Origin of the sequence: Burkholderia sp. Bp8998 (assembly GCF_003854235.1) — a bacterium.
Taxonomy (GTDB): Bacteria; Pseudomonadota; Gammaproteobacteria; order Burkholderiales; family Burkholderiaceae; genus Burkholderia.
Map to the genome: position 1 here is coordinate 433,717 of NZ_QTQF01000002.1, position 18,636 is coordinate 452,352.

Here is an 18,636-nt window from a genome sequence, read left to right on the forward strand (position 1 = left end):
CTCTTAACGTTGTCCGTCGCGGCCGGCGCCGCGAGCGAGGGTTCCAGCCGACGATGGTCGGGCTCGCACGGCCGCGCCGCATCGTCCGAAGAGACGACCGGCGCGACGCGACCCGGCCCGCCTCACGCGCAGGCGCGCTCCTGCTCCTTGTTGAAGAACGGGATCACGTGCTCGCCGATGTTGCGGATCGTCTCCATCTGCGCGTCGTGCGGCACCGTGCCCATCTGGCACAGGAACAGCACTTCGTCGACGCCCGCTTCCTGCAGGCGGCCCACGTAGCCGATGCAGTCGTCCACCGTGCCGTACGCGTGGTTCGGGTTCATCATCGCGAGCGCCGGATCGGCGAAGTTCACGACGACTTCCTCCGACGCGAAGCGCGAACGGATCACCATCTCGCCGGTATCGGCCTGCACGAGGTCGTCGCCCCACTTCGCCGGGTCCGGACGCTCGCCGCCGGTGTACCAGTACGCGAGCGATTCCATGAAGTAGCGCTGGCCGCGGATGCCGATCTTGCGGGCCTTCTGGCCGTCCGCCATCACGACCGTCGGGCACAGTGCCGCGAGGTGCTGGGTCGGGCGGAAGCCGACCTGGTCCTCCGGCTTGCGGTTCGCCCACGCTTCGCGATAGACCGCGTTCTTCTTCGCGACTTCATCGGGACCGCCGAAGCCGAGCACCAGCGCACCCATCCCGCGCTGGCCGGCGCGCAGCAGCGCGTCGGTGTTCGTGCAGGCGAGGTACATCGGCGGATGCGGATCCTGGAACGGCTTCGGGTGGATCGGACGCTTCGGAATCTTGATGTACTGGCCGTCGTGCTCGATCTCGTCCTGCACGAACATCTTCGGCACCAGGTACATCGACTCGTCGATCATCGGCTGCAGTTCGTTGAGGTCATAGCCGAACGCGCCCGCTTCCTGCTGGCTGCCGCCCTTGCCGACGCCGAAATGCACGCGGCCGCCCGACAGGATGTCGAGCAGCGCGACGCGCTCGGCGACCTTGATCGGATGGTTCATCGCCGGCGGCAGGCACACGACGCCGTGACCGAGGCCGATGCGCGTCGTGCGGCCGGCCAGGTACGCAAGGAAGGTTTCCGGCGCGCTCATGTGCGCATAGTTGGTCAGCGACGTGTGCTCCACGCACCAGATCGTGTCGAAGCCGACCTGCTCGGCCAGCAGCGCCTGCTCGACCGTCTCCTTGAACACCTGATGGTCGCCCTCGCGCGATGCGTCGGTGGTCTGGGCTTCGTAGATGAGGGAAAACTTCATTGCGTGCGTCTCCATGTATGTTGGACGAGTCGGGGTCGTGCAGCCGCCCGCACGATACGGACGAATAGCGACGGTCCACGGATGGGAGTGTCGGCGCGCGGGCCCGCACGGGCATCGTCTGTTTGGAGTAACGGCACGCCTGCGGGGACAGAGGGGTTTCACCGTCATCCGATCGGACTGCGTCGCCACCGGCACCGCGCGCTAGCATCGAACGACGGTGCAGTGCGCGCCGACCACATCACGACAAGGGAGACAGGGAATGAAGGTATCGATGCTGTTGTACCCGGTCGACGACATCGACACGGCCTTGCCGCTGTTCGTCGACGGGCTGGGCCTGAACGTGAAGTTCCGCGACGGCGACCGCTATTGCGCGCTCGACGGCGGCCCGCTGACGATCGCGCTGGTCGCCGGCGACGAGCAGATCGTCGAGCGCGCGGCGCTCACGCTGCGGGTGGACGAGGACGACGACCTCTACGCGGCGATGGCGCGGGTCGTGAAGGCCGGCGCGTCGGTGCGCGTGCCGGTGCAGGCCGGGCCGCACGAATACCGCGCGGTGCTGGAGGACAAGAACGGGGCGTTGCTGGTGATTTCGCAGAAACGCGCGGCATGACGTTAGTCACGGTGGATGGTGGGCGGTGGCTGCGGTGCGCGGCCCGGCCGGCGGGCATCCGGCCGGATGCCGCGTGAACGGTCGAGGTCAATGCCTTCAGGCATCTTCCCGATGACCGCCGGAATCGGTACCATCGAACGCTCGTAGACAGGCCGTGCGCCGGCGCGGGCCCACCGGGCCGTGTCGCGCCTTGCATGTTGCACGCCGCACCGTCGCCGCGCCGGTCGCCGCACTTCCCATTCCGTCATGTTCCGCGAACCCTCACACTCCGCGCTGCTGTGGATCGTCGCCGCCGCGTTCTTCATGCAGTCGCTCGACACGACGATCGTCAACACCGCGCTGCCGTCGATCGCGCAAAGCCTGCATGCGTCGCCGCTCGCGATGCAGCCGGTCGTGGTCGTCTACACGCTGACGATGGCGATGCTCACGCCGGCATCCGGCTGGCTCGCGGACCGGTTCGGCACGCGCCGCGTGTTCTCGCTCGCCATCCTCGTGTTCTCGCTCGCGTCGATCGGCTGTGCCGCGTCGCACACGCTCGGCCAGCTCGTCGTCGCGCGCGCCGTGCAGGGCATCGGCGGCTCGATGCTGCTGCCGATCGGGCGGCTCGCCGTGCTGCGTCGCGTGCCGGGCGAACAGTACGTCGCGGCGATCGCGTTCGTGTCGATCGCCGGGCAGCTCGGCCCGATCGTCGGGCCGACGCTCGGCGGCTGGCTCACCCAGGCGATTTCCTGGCACTGGGTGTTCATCGTCAACGTGCCGGTCGGCGTGGTCGGCTTCCTCGCGGTGCAGCGCTTCCTGCCGCACGACCAGGCGACGCAGCCGCCGCCGTTCGACTTCGTCGGCTGCGCGCTGCTGTCGGTCGCGATGATCGCGCTGTCGCTCGCGATCGATCCGCCGATGCCCGCGCACCGCACCGGCTGGGCGATCGGGCTGGCCGTGCTGGGCGTGGCGAGCGCGCTCGCGTACCTGCCTCATGCACGGCGGCGCGCGCAGCCGCTGTTCCGGCTCGGGCTGTTCCGCGAGCCGAACTTCGGCGCGGGGCTGCTCGGCAACCTGCTGTGCCGGATCGGCACGAGCGCGGTGCCGTTCATGCTGCCGCTGCTGATGCAGGTGCAGCTCGGCTATACGCCGCTGCAGTCCGGGATGATGATGTTGCCGGCCGCGATCGCCGGCGTGCTCGCGAAGCGCTGGATCGCGCCGCTCGCGAAACGCTTCGGCTATGCGACGTTCCTGGTCGTGAACACGGGGATCGTCGGTTGCGCGATCGCGGGGTTCGCGCTGGTCTCGGCCCGGCCCGCGCCGGCGCTGGAGATGGCGTTGCTGATCGTGTTCGGCGCCGCGAACTCGATGCAGTTCGCCGCGATGAACGCCGTGACGCTGAAGGGGCTGTCGCACGCCGACGCCGGCAGCGGCAACAGCCTGTTCACGATGATGCAGATGCTGGCGATGGGGCTCGGCGTGTCGATCGGCGGCGGGCTCGTGAACCTGTTCGCCGAGCATTGGGGCTCGACGGCGAACGGCTTCATGCTGTCGTTCGTCTGCATGGGCTCGGTCACGCTGCTGTCGTCCGTCGTGTTCCGGCGGATCGATACCGCCGCGCCGCCGCGGCCGGTCGCGCCACGGCCGTCCGCGTAAGCGGCACCGCGGGCGCGCGCGGCCGTCAGTTCACCTGGCGGCGCTCGACGACCCGCTTGAGCACCCAGCGGATCGACGAACCGTCGGCCGGCGGCCGCGCGACGCGGTACTCGTCGATTTCGAGCGTGTACAGGGAGCCGGGCTGGTACGCGAAGCCTTCGATACCGGCGTACCACAGGCTCCACGGCTCGGTCGGGCTATTGCGCACCTGCAGGCACTCCATCGGCGCGACGCCCGTGCAGCGCGCGGACTGCGGCGCGACATAGACGGTCCTGGTCACCGGCTTGCTGTCGGCCGGGCGCACCGCGTTCGGCGCCGTCGCGGCCGCGTCGGTCTGGCATCCGGCGAGCAGCGTGCTGCCGGCAATCACGGCCGCGCCGAGCAGCGTTCGGGTCTTGCGGATCATCTGATATTCCTCTGGAAACGTTGGCGGGGCGATTTGACGAATGGCGCCCACTAAAGTTCGCAAATAGCTTACAGGGCGCGTGCCGCCACCCTCATTCGAGATATGCAAGCACACCGCCCGCTCGCATCCGCGGGCGATCTTCTCGATAAGGGGCGTCACGCGGCAGGCAACGCTCGTGCGGACATTGCTGAACCGCGCGTTGTCGCTGCGGTGATGCGCTCGACGGCGGCTTCACCGCGGGGTGATCGTGTATTACCATCGACGCTTCCTCGACCGCTTCGTCGCGCCGCGTGCGCCCGCCCGGCCACCGGCAAGCCGCGCCCCCTGTTCGCATGACCTCACCCGTTCCGTCCGACGCCGCGCTGCGGCCGCAGCCGATCGATGCGCTGACCGTGCCGGCCGCGCTCGACGGACGCGCGGGCACCAACCGCTCGACCGGCGCGCATCCGCAGATCGCCGCGACCCACGATCTCGACGCCGTGCGCGCATGGCTCGCGCGCTTCGTCGACACGCCCACCACGTTCCAGAACTACCGCAAGGAAGCCGAACGCCTGCTGCTGTGGGCCGTGATCGCGTGCGGCAAGCCGCTGTCGTCGCTCACGCACGAGGATCTCGTCGTCTACCGGCAGTTCCTGGTCGCGCCCGCGCCGGCCGACGTGTGGTGCGCGAACGGCGGCCGCAAGCATCCGCGCGGCGATCCGCGCTGGCGGCCGTTCTACGGGCCGCTGTCGGCGGCCAGCCGGCGGCAGGCGCTGGTGATCCTGAACGTGATGTTCTCGTGGCTCGTGCAGGCGGGCTATCTGGCCGGCAATCCGCTGGCGCTGTCGCGGCAGCGGCAACGACGGCCCGCGCCGCGCGTCACGCGGCATCTCGGGCCGCCGCTGTGGCAGGCGGTCAAGGACGCGATCGCAGCAATGCCGCGCGACGACGCACGCGCCGCCTTCCATGCGGATCGCGCGCGCTGGGTCTTCACGCTGCTGTATCTCGGCGGGCTGCGCATCACTGAAGCAGCCGAAACGACGATGGGGCAATTCTTCGCGCGGCGCGATGCGAACGGGCACGATCGCTGGTGGCTCGACGTGACCGGCAAAGGCGGCCGGCAACGGCTCGTGCCGGCCACCGCCGAGATGATGGCCGAGCTCACGCGCTACCGGCGCGCGCATGGCCTGCCCGCGCTCCCGGCGGACGGCGAACCCACGCCGCTCGTGCTGCCTGCCGGTCACACGCGCAAGCCGCTCACGCGCGCGGCGCTGCACCGGATCGTGAAGCAGGTGTTCCGGTTCGCGGCCGACCGGTTGCGTGCGCAAGGGGATGCAGGTGAAGCACAAGCGCGCGTGCTCGAACAGGCGTCCGCGCACTGGCTGCGCCACAGCGCGGGCTCGCATATGGCCGACGGCCGTATCGACCTGCGGCTCGTGCGCGACAACCTCGGCCACGTATCGTTGACGACGACGAGCCAGTATCTGCACGCGGACGACGACTGGCGACATAGCGAAACCGAGGAGAAGCACCGGATCGGTTGGTGAACGGCGTGCCGTTCGCCCGCTTCAATACACGGCCACCCAATGCCCCGGCACCCACGCCCAGTGGTTGCCGGCCCAGCGGTAATGGCCCTTCGTCCAGCGATAGCCGGGCGCGGGCGGCGGCGGCATCACTTCGACGACCGGCGCGGGCTGCGGCGGCCGCGCCGGTTCCACCACGCAAGCGGACATCAGCGCCGCGCTCATCGTCATCCATACGGCAAGCGATACGGATCGGATCTTCATCTTCGATTTCTCCCTGTTGTGTCATGTGTAATCGGGTTGGCGGATGCGAACACGCGCATGCCGCGCGTCACGCGGTTCCGCGAACGAGGCCCGTCATCGGCCGCGTCGTGCCGCTCTCCTCGAACAGCGTCGACGCGGTACGGCCGGGATCGAGCCGCAGGCTTTCGGCGGCCGCGCCCGCGATCAGCGCGTCGAGCGACGCGGTCGGCTTCAGGTCGCGCCCGTCGTACAGGTCGCCCGGCCGCAAGCCGGGCCAGTCGGCGATCACGCGTCCGCCATCGACCGCCCCGCCCGCCAGCATCGCGACCGACGCCTGCCCGTGATCGGTGCCGCCCGTGCCGTTCGCGGCGGCGGTGCGGCCGAACTCGGTCGCGACGAGCACCGTGGTCTGCCGCCACACGGGTCCGAGACCGTCGCGCAATGCGGCGAGCATCGTGTCGAGCGCCTTCAACTGGTTCGCGAGCCGCGCGTTCTGCGCGCTGTGCGTGTCCCAGCCGCCCGTCTCGATCATCGCGATCCGCGGGCCGTCGTCGCGCGCGAGAAAGGTCGCCGCGAGCTTGCCGACACCCGCCGGATCCTGGCGCGCATGTACGTCGCCGGCGAGGCCGCGCACGGCCATCGCCGTTTGCCACAGCGGCCCGAGCTGCGCGTCGGCCTCGTAAAGCGCCGACACGCGCGCGAGCAGGTCGTCCGGCGCGGCCGGCAAACCCGATGCCGCGTACGACGCGGCCTGCACGCTGCCGCGCAACGCGAGCGGCACCGTCTGCGCGAACGCGATCGCGTTGTCCCGCGTCGCCGGCAGCATCGCGGCGAGCCGGTTCAGCCAGCCGTCCTTCACCTGGTATGGCGCGCGGCCGCCGGTCTCGAGCACGTTCTGGCCATCGAAATGCGAGCGGTCGCGATACGGCGACGCGATCGCGTGGACGAACAGCGCCTGCTTGTCGCGAACCATTTGCGCGGTCTGCACGAGCGACGGATGCAGCGCGAACGTGCCGTCGATGCGCGTCGCCGACGACGCGTCGATCGCCAGCGGGCCGCGCAGCGACGCATACGCGGGTTCCGCATACGGGACAACGATGTTCAGCCCGTCGGCTGCGCCGCGCTGGATCACGAACACGAAGCGCCGGTCGGTCTCGACGTTCGCGAACACGATGCGCGGCGCGACGAGGATCGCGCCCGCCCCGGCGGCGGCGATGCTCAGGAAATGTCGACGGGAAATGGATCGAGCCATGTTCATCTCCGTTGGAAATCGGGCGATACGAGCAGCAGCGCGAGCGACGTGGTCGCGCTTTCCGCGCGCGACAGTGCCGTCGCCGTCGGTGCGCTCAACGAGCCGGCCAGAAGCGTATTGCCGAGCGTGCGTGGATCGAGCCGGTCGCCCGTGCGCGCGGCGAGCCGCTGCGCGATCTCGACCCGGCGCACCAGCGCATCGGGCGCGGCCCAGCTCGCGGCGACGTCGTCGTAGCCGGCCGGCGATCCGGGCCGCCACACCGGCTGGCCGAGTTGCGCGAGCAGCGGCGCGGCCTTCAGGTCGCCCGCGTCGCGCCAACCGAGCCCGCGCAGCGACGACACGGCCCACTCCCACGGTGTCTTGAACTTGCGATTGACCGGCGACCAGGCGTCCGGCGCATCGACGAGCGCGCGATAGACGGTCGGCAAGTCGCCACCGCTCGTCTCGAATGCGCGGGCGAGCCGGTCGACGAGCGCGGGCGGCGGATTGTCGGCGACGAAATGACGGGCGAGCTGGAACGCGACATGCCGGCCCGTCGCCGGCGCACGCGCCAGATCGCTCAGGATCGCGCGCGCCTGCGCCTCGCCCGGCTGGTCGTAGGTGCGCCCCATCACCGTGCGTGCCCCCGGTTCGTGCAGCTTCGGGCGGAACACGAACGCACCGGGCGCCGCATCGCCGGGCTGCGGCCCGCGCCCGCCGGCGATGCTCCAGCCGGTCAGCGCACGCGCGAATTCCGTCACGTCCGCTTGCGTATAGCCGGTGCGTACGCCGAGCGTATGCAGCTCCATGATTTCGCGCGCGAGGTTCTCGTTGAGGCCGCGCCGCGCCGCCGGATTGCGGGCGTCGGCGCGCAGCGCGGCCGGGCTGTCGGGGCCGACCGAGCGCGCCTGGTCGAGGAACAGCTGCATCGCGGGATGCTGCTCGACGGCGACGAGCATGTCCTCGAAGCGGCCCAGCACGTGCGGGCGGATCGCATCGCGCTCGAATGCGCCCGCGTACGCGGCGACCTGCCCCTTGTCGACCGACACCGCGAAATGGTTCGCCCAGAAATGCGCGAGACGCTCGACGAACGGCGCGGACGTGGTGAGCGCGCTGTTCAGCCGTGCAGCGACCGCGCTGCGATACGCGTCGTAGCCGTCACGACGGATCGACTGCGCGGTCGCGCGCTTTGCGGCCGCGTCGTCACTCGTCATCGCGTTGCGGGTATTCGCGAACCGGGTTGCAAGCGTGACCGCGTCCGGCTCGCCGGCCCATGCGGCGGGACGCGCGTCGTAGCGGTCGAACTGGGTGACCAGCGCGGCCTTCGGATCAGCCGGCGGCGCGTCGTCGGCCCGCGCGCCGAGACCGAAACGATTCAGTGCGATGGCGGCCGGTGAGATGTCGTTCGGATGGTCCATGACGGGGGCTCTCGCGTTGCGTACCCCTGTTTAACGGGGGTCGGCGGGAAATCCGTCGCGGAATGGATGAAATATTCCGGATTCGGTGCGGCGATGTCAGATGTCGGGCAAGTTCCGAGGCATCCACCGCATCGTGCGTGCGGAAACCGTGTCCGACGCGAAGGCGTTCAACCAGAACCATACCGAGTTCGAATACTGGTTCGAGAAGTAGCCGGGAAGTTGTCAGCCCAACTCGAACGACGTCACCCCGAACACACGATCGATCGCGATCGCGGGCGCTTCCTTCGTGTACATCCGCGCGGTTTCGAAGACGCTCGACATGCCGTGCCGTTCCGCCAGCGCGACGGCCGCGGGATTCGTTTCAGGCACGTCGAGCACGATCACCTCGCCGGGCATGCGCGACGCCAGCGCACGAAACAGCCCGGTGGCAATGTCAGCGTCATCGGCGAAGAGCGGGCCGATCTTGCAGCCCGCCGTGCAGTGGCGCACGACGCCGTATCCGGCGACACGGCCGGCATCGACCGTAGCAAGCGCAACGGCATCCGGTTGCGCGATCCAGGTGGAGACGAAACGCTCGCGCGCCGCCGGAAAACACTGGCGATCGTACGCAAGCAGCTGCTCGAACGGGACATCGGCAGCGGCCGCCACATGCGCGCACCCGATGCCGTCCACGCGCCCCTGATAGCGGATGTTGCGATACGCGAGCCGGAACCCGGACTTCCGGTAGTTCGCCTGCTGGGCCACGACACCGTCGAGCCCGACGTTGCGGTCTCCGAGGTAACGCATGCCGTGCTGCCAGATGCGCATGCCGAAGCCTTTGCCGCGAAACCCGGGTTTCACGATATAGAGGCCGATGAAGCCAAAGCGTTCGTCATAAGCGACGGCGGAGATGCACGCGACCGGCTCACCGCGCAAAACCCCGACGAAGAAGCCGGCCGGGTCCGCTTCCCTGAAACAGTCGGGGTCATGCCGGCCGGGGTTCCACCCTTCTGCAGCCGCCCATTCGACCGACATGGCCACCTCGCCGGCCGACATGGTACGCACGATAAAGTCTTCGCTTCGATCCATGGTTCGCCCCTGTCGCGGCACTCGGGATCGCCGCCTCGCGTTGCGTCGAATGCGCCGCCGCCGATCGGGTCATCATAATCCGAACGGGCGAACGTGGAGCGTCGTCACGCCACGCTGTTTACGAGGGCCCGTGCGCGTCCGGATTTTTCTGCCATCTCGCCGGCAATCGCCAGTTCCCGCTACGCCGCAGCCCGTCGACGAACTTCGCGCGCTCGTCCGGCGTCAGCGTCGCCGCGAAATCGACGACACTGCGCTCGACCTGCCCGCGCAATGCACTGTCCGCCGCCCGCGTCCGATCGAGCGCCGCGTCGATCGCCGCACGATCGAGCTGCGGCGCCGCCAGCAGGTCCAGCACCGTGATCCGCCCGTCACGTCCTTCACGGGCGAAATCCCGACCGTCCTTGCGTGCCGCCTTCAGCGCCGCCATGAATTCCTGCTGACGCGCATCGGACAATTCGTCCGCGGCGAACCGCAACGCCGTACGCTGTCCCGGCATCCCGGCCCCATGCAGATCGCGATGCGTCGAAAACCACTGATACGCGCCGCCGCCGATCGCGCCGAGCATGAACACGTTCAGCACGACGGATCCGACGAGAATGAATTTCCAGCCGCGCTCGCTCACTCGTCGCCTCCGTCGATGCTCGGGCTGCCGAACGTCGTCGTCAGGTAGCCCGGTTCGTGTTGCGCGATCGACGCACCGCCGAGCATCAGCATCGACACCGCCAGCGCGCCGGCCAGCGCGCCGGCCAGCCCGACGCCCGCGAATGCCGCGCCCGACCACCACACCTTTCCCCGGCGCCGCGCACGTTGCGGCACAGGCGCCGACGCGACAATGCGTTCGACGAGCGCCGGCGCGGGCGGCGCGACCGTGTCCCGCATGAGCCATGCATCGAGCTCGGCGGCATCGTCGAGCGCCTCCAGCGCGTCGCGCGGATGCGCTTGCGCCCACGCTTCGGCCGCCGCGCGCTCGTCTTGCGGCCAGCGCCGCGCATCCGAGCCGTACGCGGCGACGATGGTACGGAATCGTTCGGGTGTCATCGCTTGTCCTCGCTAGGTGGGTCGCCGGCCAGTTGCGCGCGCAGGTTGCGCCTCGCACGCGCGAGCAGGCTTTCCAGCGCATCGACGGTGATGCCCATCAGGTTGGCCGCTTCGATGTTCGACATGTCCTGATAGTACTGGAGCACGAGCGCTTCCCGCTGCCTGGGCGGCAGCGCGGCGAGCGCCTCGCGCACGCGCGCGTCGCGCGAGCGCAACTCCGCGTGCGCGGCCGGCTCGGGTTGCGGGTCGGGCACGTCGGGCAATTCGTCGACCGGCTCCTCGCGTCGCCCGCGCAAACGGTCGTAGCACAGGTTCAGCACGACGCGATGCAGCCATGTGTCGAAGCGCGCTTCGCCGTCCCGCCAGCGCGGCGCGTGATGCCAGATCCGCAAGAAGGTTTCCTGCGCGACGTCTTCGGCTTCGGTCCGGTCGCCGAGCATGCGCGTCGCGAGCGCGAGCAAGCGCGGCAGCTTGCGTGCGACGAGCACGCGCACGGCCGACGTGTCGCGTGCGCCGACCCGCGCGACGAGCTCCGCGTCCGGATCGGCGTCGCTCAACGCGGGTTGCTCCGCCATGCGCGGTGCGAACGCCACATGCTGCCGGCGGGTGTGCCCGCCGTCCGGCTGAAGCTCATCGTCGTGCTCTCCTTGCATGCGTCGGGCCGGCGCCGCACGGCGCCATGCCGGCGCGTCGACAACGCGTCGCGCGCCGCACCCGGGATCGGCCCGGTCGGTTTCGTCGACATCCGGTTCGAACGGCATATCGATCCTGTCGATAGCAAGCCGGCCGGCGCGATCAATATACGACGACCGGCGCGGGCCGGTAATACACCGGGCGCGCCGGCACCACGACGCAGCCGGCCAGCACGACGGCCGCGGCTGCCACGATCACGAGGGTTCGAAAAGGCATGGCTCGACTGACGAGGTTGTGTGGAAGTCGCGCCGCACCGGCGCTGCGCGCCGTGCGGCACCCTGCGCGTCACGCCCAGTGACCCGGCACCCAGCGCCAGTTCGGGCCGCGCGCGGCCCAGTGCCCTGGCACCCAGTGGTAGCCGGCACGCACCACCTGCCAGTGCCCGGGAATCCACACGTAGCGGCCCTGCCGCCAGTGCCAGTGGCCCTGGTCCCATACGTAGCCCGCGCGCGGCGCCGGCATCACTTCGACACGCGGCGGCGGCGGCGCGACCGGCGCGACGATGACGGCCTGCGCGAATGCGGCGGACGTCGCCAGCGCGGCCACGCATCCCGCGGCAAACCGTAATGAAATGGAAAGTTTCATGCAAGACTCCGAAGCATCGTTTCCCGGCTGAAAGTGCCGTTCGTTCGTTAAACGACGCCTGCGGAAAAATCCGTCGCGACACACGCAAATAAATTTGCGCCGCGCCGGCAACGCCGCGCACGTCCATCGACGCAGCGGGTCCGTGCGTTGATGACCGTCTGTCACAACCCGGCAAAACTGCGCGTCGACAATGCGTGCCACCGGGATCCCGCTCGTTTCCGGCCCACGCCCGGACGCGCTCGCGCACGGCCGGGCAGTTCCGCATCTCGCATGTCATCCAACGAGAATACGACCATGTCGAACCAGGACAACTTCCCCGCCGAGTCGAACGAGCCGGCCGCTTCCGTCTCGCGTCGCGGCTTCCTGAAACTGGCCGGCGTCTCGGGCCTCGCCACCGCCGCGGGCGGGCTCGCGGCCGCCCGTGCCGCCGCGTCGAACCCGGACGGCACCCCCGAACAGGTGCACCTGACGTGGGGCAGCGACCCGACGTCGGAAGTCGCGATCTCGTGGGCGTCGCTCGCGCCGGCCGTCAATCCGCGTGCGCGGATCGTCGCCGACGGCGAACCGGCTCGCACCGTGCACGGCGTGCAGCGCCTTTACACCGACGGCCTGAACGGCGAAACCGTGTTCACGTACCACGCGCGCGTGCACGGCCTGAAACCGAACACGCGCTATCGCTACGAACTCACGGCCGACAACGACAGCAACGCCGCGCAGCCGTTCGCCGCGACCTTCACGACCGCGCCGCGCGGACGCGCACCGTTCCGCTTCACGAGCTACGGCGACCTCGCGACGCCGAACGGCGCGTGGGTGCTGTCGTCGCCGCAAAGCCGCTTCGCGGTGCAGGCCGTCGAGCAGTTCCAGCCGCTGTTCCACCTGCTGAACGGCGACCTCTGCTACGCGAACCTGAACCCCGCGCATCAGCCGGAGGTGTGGCGCGACTTCGGCAACAACAACCAGACGTCGGCCGCGAACCGCCCGTGGATGCCATGCCCCGGCAATCACGAGATCGAATTCAACAACGGCCCGCAGGGGCTCGACTCGTATCTCGCGCGCTATACGCTGCCCGAGAACGGCACGCGCTTTCCGGGCCGCTGGTACAGCTTCCGCGTGAGCTCGGTGCTGTTCGTCTCGCTCGATGCCGACGACGTCGTGTACCAGGATGCGGCTGCGTTCGTCGGCGGCCCCGCTCCGCTGGTGCCGGCCGCGAGCACCGGCCACGCGCCGATCGAACCGGGCACGTCGTTCTACGTGCGCGGCTACAGCAACGGCGAACAGACGCGCTGGCTCGAGCACACGCTGCGCCATGCGTCGCACGATGACGACATCGACTGGATCGTCGTGCAGATGCACCAGGACGCGCTGAGCTCGTCGAAGACGGGCAACGGCTCGGACAAGGGCATTCGCGAGGCCTGGCTGCCGCTGTTCGACCGCTACGGCGTCGACCTCGTGCTGTGCGGTCACGATCACGACTACGAGCGCAGCTACCCGGTGCGCGGCTGCAATCACCGCGCGGGCGTCGATGCGTCGACCGGCGAAGTCGTCGAGACGCTGCAGCCGCGTCCGGTCGGATCGAGCGATCCCGACCGCACGACGTTCGACACGAGCCACGGCACGATCCATCTGATCCTCGGCGGCGGCGGCACCAGCGCGCCGCTCGACGTGTACGGCGAGAATCCGGCGACCGGCTACGCGCAGGCCAAGGTCTTCACGAAGCCGAACCGGCCGGTGCCGGGCACGGCGGCGAACACGTTCGTGCGCAAGCCGGCCGATGCGCTGGAGGATGCGATCTGGTCCGCGCGCCGCGATACGGGCACGGGTTACGGGATCGCCGTGTTCGACCACGATCCGGGCGAGCCGGGCGGCCACACGACGATCACGATGCGCTACTACCACGCGCCGGGCGCGGATCAGCATCCGACCGCGCAGTACGAGTTGTTCGAGACGATCGAGCTGAGCAAGAAGCGCCGCGAGCGCTGATGCGGCGGCCGCCCGCGGCGCGTGATCGCGCGGCGGGCGGCCGGGTCCGGCTCGTGCGGGACGTCGCGCGCCATCCGCCTGCGGATACGGCGAATACGAGACGGTCTGCGTCACGCGGATCGGCTGCGCCTGTTCGTCCGCACGCACATTGCGTGCACATCGGCGCGCCGGTTTCCACCGCGAGCCGCGTCGCCGCTAGCGTCGCGATTCCAGCGCGATACGCACGGCCAGTCCGGCCAGCACGGTCCCCATCAACCCGCGCTGCACCCGTGCCCAGACCGGCCGACCGGCAAGGAACCCCGCGATCGAGCCGGCCATGCTCGCGATCAGCGCGTTGACGCTGACGCTGACCGCGATCTGCACGCAACCCAGTGCCAGCGATTGCGCGAGCACGCTGCCATGCCCCGGCGAAATGAACTGCGGCAGCAGCGACAGGTACATCACCGCGATCTTCGGGTTCGCGAGGTTGGTGACGAAGCCCATCGTGAAGAGCCGCGCGCCGCTGTCGTGCGGCAGCTGCCGCACCTGAAACGCGGAGCGGCCGCCCGGCTTGAGCGCCTGCCACGCGAGATGCGCCAAGTACAGCGCGCCGGCGAAACGCAGCACGTCATACGCGTACGGCACGGTCAGCACCAGCGCGGTAAGGCCGAATGCCGCGCAGAACATGTAGAACACGAACCCCAGCGCGACGCCGCCGAGCGACACCAGCCCCGCGCGGCGGCCCTGGCAGATCGAGCGGGAGATCAGGTAGATCATGTTCGGGCCGGGCGTCAGGACCATGCCGAGCGATACGAGTCCGAAAGCAATCAGGGTGGGCAAGGCCGGCACGATGGTCTCCTTCAGGGCTGTGAAGTCGGGACGAGTGCCGAACAATGTATTGCATGTCGACGGCTGCCGGCATGAATAAACTGCAAGTCGCCCATGAGCGCGCTTCATCACTTCATCGTCTCATCGCCCCGCCGGCCCGCTACTTTCCCTTTTTCGCCCGCGCCTGAATCGCCTTTCCCGTTTTCGCGCGCTGCGCGTCGACCAGCTTCACGAATGCGTCGGCGACCGCGTTGCCCGTCGCGTTCCACGACAGCCGCACGGAACGGTGCAGCCTGGGCGACAGCGCCAGCACCCGGCCGCCGAACCGCGTGTAGGTGAGCGTGATGCGCGGGACGATCGACACGCCCATTCCCGCCTCCGCCATCGACAGGATGGTCCGCATCTCGACCACGTTGAACGCGGCGCGAAGCGACGCACCGTTGCGCGCGAAGTAATCCGCGATGACCGGCCCGCACCCCGCCTTCGAGAAAATGAACGGCATCGTGGACAACAGTTTCGCCGACACGCTCTTGCGACCGTCGAACATGCCGTCCGCCGCCACCGCGACGAAATCCTCGTCGAGCAGCGGCAGGTTGTTCGCGAAGGTCTTCGTGCCGGCGACCACGCCGATGTCGGCGGTACCGTCATCGAGCCACCCTTCGACTTCCGCGTCCGTGCCTTCGAGCAGCACCGCCGTCACGCCCTCGTGCGCCGCCTTCAACGCTTCGAGCGCGGGTACGACGAACGCGAGCGAAACGCTCGGCAGCGACGCCACCACCAGCCGGCCTTCGAGCTTGCCGCGCGACAGGCCGAACTGCTGGCGCAGCGTCTGCGCTTCCCGAACGACGTTCTGCACGTATGGCCACAGGCGTTCGCCGGCGGCGGTCAGGACGACCGGCTGGCGGTCGCGCAACAGCAGCTTGACCCCGGTGATGTCCTCCAGTTCGGTCAGCGCATGGCTGATCGCGGATTGACTGCGACTGAGCCGGTCGGCCGCGGCCGTCAGCGAGCCGAGTTCGACGACCGCCGCCAGGGCCTGCAACTGCGCAAGCGTCATCTCGCCTCCTTGTTTCGGTGCATGTATTTTTCGCATGATAGAGCGGCGCATCATGAATTGCATCGAACCGCGGCAACGATATTCGATCGCGCGATCCCGCCCGATACTCGGCGTCGCGCTCGGGTAAGATTCAGCCTCGAACCGTATCTAATGCCGTCGACCGCCCCGCCGCCGCTTCTGTCTCGACCTGCTCCCGATGATTCATCTCAATCTGACTGAAGGTGTATTGGTTTCCAGCCTGCACGGGCTCGCGCTGCTCGACCTGATCGGCATCGCCGTCGCACTGCTGCTCGGCGGAATGGTCAAGGGGATCACGGGCATCGGCGTTCCGCTGGTGGCGATGCCGATCCTCAGCCAGTTCCTGCCGATCCGGCACGCGGTGCTGCTGCTGTCGATGCCGATCATCCTCGGCAATATCCCGCAGGCGCTGGAAGGCGGTGAAGTGCTCGCCACCGCGCGCAAGATCGCCGCACCGATCGCCGGCACCGTATTCGGCAACGTCGTCGGCGTCGCGATTCTGCTGTCGCTGAACGCGGGCCACGCGCAGGCCGCGTCGGGCGCGCTGCTGATCGTCGCGGCAACGCTGATGCTGAGCGCGCCGAAGCTGAACCTGCCAAACGCATGGCAAAAGCCGGTCGGGTTCGCGCTCGGGTTCGGCGCGGCGCTGATGGAAAGCATCGCGTCGGTGCCGGGGCCGCTGCTCGCCACCTACCTGATTTCATCCGGCGCGACCGGCCGCGCGTTCACGAAGCAGATCGCGATCATCCTCGTGGTGTCGATCGTCACGCTGATCACGACGTTCAGCGGCGCCGCGCACGCAAGCGCCGCCGACCTCGCGATCTCGGCGGCGGCCAGCCTGCCCGCCATCGCCGGCATGTGGCTGGTTCGCCCGCTGCGGGACACGATGTCGCCGCGCGTATTCCGGATGGTCGTCCTGCTGTTCGTGCTCGTCGCCGCTTCCCAGATGATCTGGAAGTCAGGCATCTTCCGGCACGCGGCGCCGCCCGTCGCGCAGGTCGATAGCGCGCACGCAAACACGAAATGACGTCGGCCGCGCACCGTCGTGCCGCGGATGTCACTCCACCGACAAGCAATCGCGCATGCGTTCTGAAAGCTGACAAGCGCAATATTCGCGACCTCGACGACCCGCGCCCGTCTCCGTGAAGGCGCCAAGGCGCGGCTCCGACGGACACTACTATCTGCCAGTCGCCGCAACGTCGGCGACGGCGCGGATTTCAGAGGCGCGAAATGGAAACGTACGTGTTGCTGGGCTGCGGATTCGGCCTCGGTTTGCTGATTGCCATCTGGGGGATCTGGTCGCTCAGGTGAGCCAGGCGCTGGATGTCCGGCGCGAACGCGCAGACGGGAATCGCCTGCTCCCGGGCTCGCCGCCACAGCACGGCGAGCGGCGAATATGTCGTGCCTCGCGGGCCGGCGTCGAACGCGTCGGGCGCCACGGCGGCCGCGTCGACCGTCGGCGCCCGGCAGACATCCCCGAGCGCGGCGGCAGTCGCCTCACGATCTCCGCAGATCCTTCCGTTCGATTCTGATTGCGCGAAATACCGGACTGAACCAGGCGTCCTCACGTCATCACGATGACCTGAGGTGAATAAAATATGGCGCATAGTTGACTCCGAAAGCGAGGCAGGAGCATGAAAAACGCGCCTTTTGCCACGAGATATTGCCCCAATCCCGCGTGTCATCGCGTCCTGGATTCCAATACGGTGGACCCATGTCCCAGTTGCCGCCGGGCTGATCCGCTCGGAAATCTCGCGAAACGACGGCGCAATTTCCTGATCGTGTTCGAGATCGGATGCATTGCGGTGGCGGCGGCGACGCTTGCGTTTGTCTTGTTCTACGATGTGATCTGACATTTGCATGGCGACGTCTGCCGGCGAATCGTCAACGCCGACAGGTCTCGCCAGCGAGCCCGCTCCGCTTTGTCGACGTGCTGCCTGCCAGGTGCCGCGGCGACGAGGCGCGGATCGTGCATGCGGTAACCCGAGAAGACGCCTCGGATTCCGGCGGCTACGGTTGCGGTGAAAATAGGCCGATCCGAGCCCGGCTCTACGCCTGCTTGAGCAGCGCCGCAACGGTTTCGGCAGACGGCAGTTCATAAGTACGCCAGATCAATTGCCCGTGCCGGTCAATCAGATGAACCTGGGTTCCGTGATTGTCGAGTCCCGTCATACCGCCGCCAAACAATGTCTGCACGGCATCGACATTCCGCAACTCCGGCGCAGCCGCGATCCACCCCGGCCGAGCATCGAACCGCCCTAGCCAGGCACGCATTCGATCCGGAGTATCGGACAGCGGATCCATGCTGAGCGATAGCAGTTGAACGTCCGCGCGTGCACCAAGTAATGTCTGTACGCGTTGAAAGACTGCCCCCTGGATCGGGCAAATCGCGGAGCAGCCTGTAAAAAACAACTGCAACGCGGTCACGCGTCCGACCAGCAATGCGCGCAGGTTCGTTTCGCGCCCCTGCGCAGTGCGAACCGGCCAGTCGGGAACTAGAACCGGCGGCTTGATGCGTCCGCCGTGATACGCGATCGGCGCATTTTGTCCGCGTACAAGCGCCGACGCACAAAGCGCGGACAATGCAAACACCGAGAGCCCCGCTTTGCATATCGCGCGTCGGCGACGCGGGTCAGGCGGGGTCACTCGGCACATGGGTGAGAAAGCGCCAGAGCGCCGCGCAATCGCCTTCGCTTATCCGGTAGCGCGGCATCTCGACATTGAGCAATACATAAGCCGGGTCGATTCCATCGCGCAGCATCCTGCAGAATGCGGGGAGATCGTAACGGCTCGGGGGGCCGCCGCGCCGGCTTTGCAGATCAACGAGCCAGCTTCGCGTGAGGCGTGGCGCAATCGAGTTCCGCACGGCGGGGCCGGTCGTTTCCGCATGGCAGTTCGCGCATTGCACGACATTCGCGGGAAGATCGCCGGGATGGGACGACATTCGGCCGGTCAATGGCATCGCTCCGGTGAAGAGTGCGCGCCCCGCGTCGTCGTCGCCACGCGCCATCGCTCGCGAGCCGACCACCCCGAGCAACGCGACACACAACAGCAACACGGCGCACCCGTGGCAGGCCCGCGAC

At 68.6% G+C, this 18,636-nt stretch carries 20 protein-coding genes; 5 read left to right on the plus strand and 15 right to left on the minus strand.

Translation table 11 applies throughout. The annotated features are described in order from the left end of the window. Positions 1-122: 122 nt before the first annotated feature. Entirely contained in the window at positions 123-1,262 is a 1,140-nt protein-coding gene (locus DIE06_RS04790; protein WP_124660366.1) for an LLM class flavin-dependent oxidoreductase, read from the minus strand. Positions 1,263-1,521: 259 nt separating this feature from the next. On the opposite strand from DIE06_RS04790, the gene DIE06_RS04795 reads away from it, so the two are divergent. Continuing rightward, entirely contained in the window at positions 1,522-1,872 is a 351-nt protein-coding gene (locus DIE06_RS04795) for a VOC family protein (RefSeq protein ID WP_011355015.1), read from the plus strand. Positions 1,873-2,118: 246 nt separating this feature from the next. Beyond that, the gene (locus tag DIE06_RS04800; RefSeq protein ID WP_124660367.1) at positions 2,119-3,507 is read left to right on the plus strand and encodes a DHA2 family efflux MFS transporter permease subunit; all 1,389 of its coding nucleotides are present in this window, start codon (positions 2,119-2,121) and stop codon (positions 3,505-3,507) included. Between the two features lie 25 nt (positions 3,508-3,532). Here DIE06_RS04800 and DIE06_RS04805 read toward each other — a convergent pair whose 3' ends face one another. Next, positions 3,533-3,913: a DUF4377 domain-containing protein gene (locus DIE06_RS04805; protein ID WP_124660368.1), complete on the minus strand. Its 381-nt coding sequence runs from the start codon at positions 3,911-3,913 to the stop codon at positions 3,533-3,535. A 332-nt stretch (positions 3,914-4,245) separates the two neighbouring features. Between DIE06_RS04805 and DIE06_RS04810 the strand changes: the two genes are divergently transcribed. Then, a complete protein-coding gene (locus DIE06_RS04810; RefSeq protein WP_124660369.1) occupies positions 4,246-5,439 on the plus strand; it encodes a tyrosine-type recombinase/integrase in 1,194 nt (397 codons plus the stop codon). Between the two features lie 21 nt (positions 5,440-5,460). Here the strand turns inward: DIE06_RS04810 and DIE06_RS04815 are convergent, their stop codons facing one another. From DIE06_RS04815 to DIE06_RS04850, 8 genes are all read right to left on the minus strand, one after another. After that, a complete protein-coding gene (locus DIE06_RS04815) occupies positions 5,461-5,679 on the minus strand; it encodes a YXWGXW repeat-containing protein (protein ID WP_124660370.1) in 219 nt (72 codons plus the stop codon). A 67-nt stretch (positions 5,680-5,746) separates the two neighbouring features. Beyond that, the gene (locus DIE06_RS04820; RefSeq protein WP_124660371.1) at positions 5,747-6,910 is read right to left on the minus strand and encodes a DUF1501 domain-containing protein; all 1,164 of its coding nucleotides are present in this window, start codon (positions 6,908-6,910) and stop codon (positions 5,747-5,749) included. 2 nt (positions 6,911-6,912) lie between these two features. Then, the gene (locus DIE06_RS04825) at positions 6,913-8,307 is read right to left on the minus strand and encodes a DUF1800 family protein (RefSeq protein ID WP_124660372.1); all 1,395 of its coding nucleotides are present in this window, start codon (positions 8,305-8,307) and stop codon (positions 6,913-6,915) included. Between the two features lie 222 nt (positions 8,308-8,529). Beyond that, positions 8,530-9,375 carry a GNAT family N-acetyltransferase gene (locus tag DIE06_RS04830; protein ID WP_124660421.1) on the minus strand — a complete coding sequence of 282 codons (846 nt, stop codon included), beginning with the start codon at positions 9,373-9,375 and terminating at the stop codon, positions 8,530-8,532. 118 nt (positions 9,376-9,493) lie between these two features. Then, complete coding sequence (locus tag DIE06_RS04835) at positions 9,494-9,997, minus strand: periplasmic heavy metal sensor (RefSeq protein ID WP_124660373.1); 504 nt, start codon at positions 9,995-9,997, stop codon at positions 9,494-9,496. Then, entirely contained in the window at positions 9,994-10,413 is a 420-nt protein-coding gene (locus tag DIE06_RS04840) for a hypothetical protein (RefSeq protein ID WP_124660374.1), read from the minus strand. Before DIE06_RS04840 ends, DIE06_RS04835 begins: the two co-directional genes overlap by 4 nt. After that, positions 10,410-11,174 carry an RNA polymerase sigma factor gene (locus DIE06_RS04845; RefSeq protein ID WP_124660375.1) on the minus strand — a complete coding sequence of 255 codons (765 nt, stop codon included), beginning with the start codon at positions 11,172-11,174 and terminating at the stop codon, positions 10,410-10,412. The genes DIE06_RS04840 and DIE06_RS04845 overlap by 4 nt, the downstream gene beginning before the upstream one ends. A gap of 217 nt (positions 11,175-11,391) precedes the next feature. Further along, positions 11,392-11,691: a YXWGXW repeat-containing protein gene (locus tag DIE06_RS04850; protein ID WP_124660376.1), complete on the minus strand. Its 300-nt coding sequence runs from the start codon at positions 11,689-11,691 to the stop codon at positions 11,392-11,394. A gap of 294 nt (positions 11,692-11,985) precedes the next feature. Here DIE06_RS04850 and DIE06_RS04860 point away from each other — a divergent pair, with 294 nt between their 5' ends. Continuing rightward, positions 11,986-13,671, plus strand: coding sequence for a metallophosphoesterase family protein (locus DIE06_RS04860; RefSeq protein WP_124660377.1), 1,686 nt, complete (start codon positions 11,986-11,988; stop codon positions 13,669-13,671). Between the two features lie 195 nt (positions 13,672-13,866). Here DIE06_RS04860 and DIE06_RS04865 read toward each other — a convergent pair whose 3' ends face one another. Together DIE06_RS04865 and DIE06_RS04870 are read right to left on the minus strand one after the other, a co-directional pair. After that, positions 13,867-14,499, minus strand: a complete 633-nt coding sequence (locus DIE06_RS04865) for a LysE family translocator (RefSeq protein WP_124660378.1) — start codon at positions 14,497-14,499, stop codon at positions 13,867-13,869. 139 nt (positions 14,500-14,638) lie between these two features. Then, entirely contained in the window at positions 14,639-15,535 is an 897-nt protein-coding gene (locus DIE06_RS04870) for a LysR family transcriptional regulator (protein ID WP_124660423.1), read from the minus strand. A gap of 196 nt (positions 15,536-15,731) precedes the next feature. On the opposite strand from DIE06_RS04870, the gene DIE06_RS04875 reads away from it, so the two are divergent. Beyond that, positions 15,732-16,580 (plus strand): sulfite exporter TauE/SafE family protein, encoded by an 849-nt coding sequence (locus DIE06_RS04875; protein ID WP_124660379.1) that lies wholly within the window; start codon positions 15,732-15,734, stop codon positions 16,578-16,580. A gap of 190 nt (positions 16,581-16,770) precedes the next feature. On the opposite strand, the gene DIE06_RS04880 is transcribed toward DIE06_RS04875, so the two are convergent. The 3 genes from DIE06_RS04880 to DIE06_RS04890 all read right to left on the minus strand — a co-directional run bounded on the left by DIE06_RS04880 (position 16,771) and on the right by DIE06_RS04890 (position 18,611). Further along, entirely contained in the window at positions 16,771-17,409 is a 639-nt protein-coding gene (locus DIE06_RS04880) for a hypothetical protein (RefSeq protein WP_124660380.1), read from the minus strand. A gap of 193 nt (positions 17,410-17,602) precedes the next feature. After that, a complete protein-coding gene (locus DIE06_RS04885) occupies positions 17,603-18,208 on the minus strand; it encodes an SCO family protein (RefSeq protein WP_124660381.1) in 606 nt (201 codons plus the stop codon). Further along, a complete protein-coding gene (locus DIE06_RS04890; RefSeq protein WP_311767615.1) occupies positions 18,186-18,611 on the minus strand; it encodes a hypothetical protein in 426 nt (141 codons plus the stop codon). Before DIE06_RS04890 ends, DIE06_RS04885 begins: the two co-directional genes overlap by 23 nt. Positions 18,612-18,636: the final 25 nt, after the last annotated feature.